Genomic DNA, 267 nt, shown 5'->3' on the forward strand with positions numbered 1-267 from the left:
TTGGGGAGCCGCAGATCCTCGGTCAGGTTAAAAAAGCGTTTGCCGATTCGCAAAAAGGCCATATGAAGGCCAGCGAACTGGAACGCATGTTCCAGAAATCTTTCTCTGTAGCGAAACGCGTTCGCACTGAAACAGATATCGGTGCCAGCGCTGTGTCTGTCGCTTTTGCGGCTTGTACGCTGGCGCGGCAGATCTTTGAATCGCTCTCTACGGTCACAGTGTTGCTGGTAGGCGCGGGCGAAACCATCGAGCTGGTAGCGCGTCATC

At 54.7% G+C, this 267-nt stretch carries 1 pseudogene; it reads left to right on the plus strand.

Annotation, left to right across the window (positions count from 1 at the left end):
* Positions 1-267 (plus strand): annotated as a pseudogene (gene hemA, locus V5P19_RS23720) (glutamyl-tRNA reductase); the annotation flags it as partial.

The organism is Enterobacter sp. UNJFSC 003, assembly GCF_036903355.1.
Lineage (GTDB): Bacteria > Pseudomonadota > Gammaproteobacteria > Enterobacterales > Enterobacteriaceae > Enterobacter.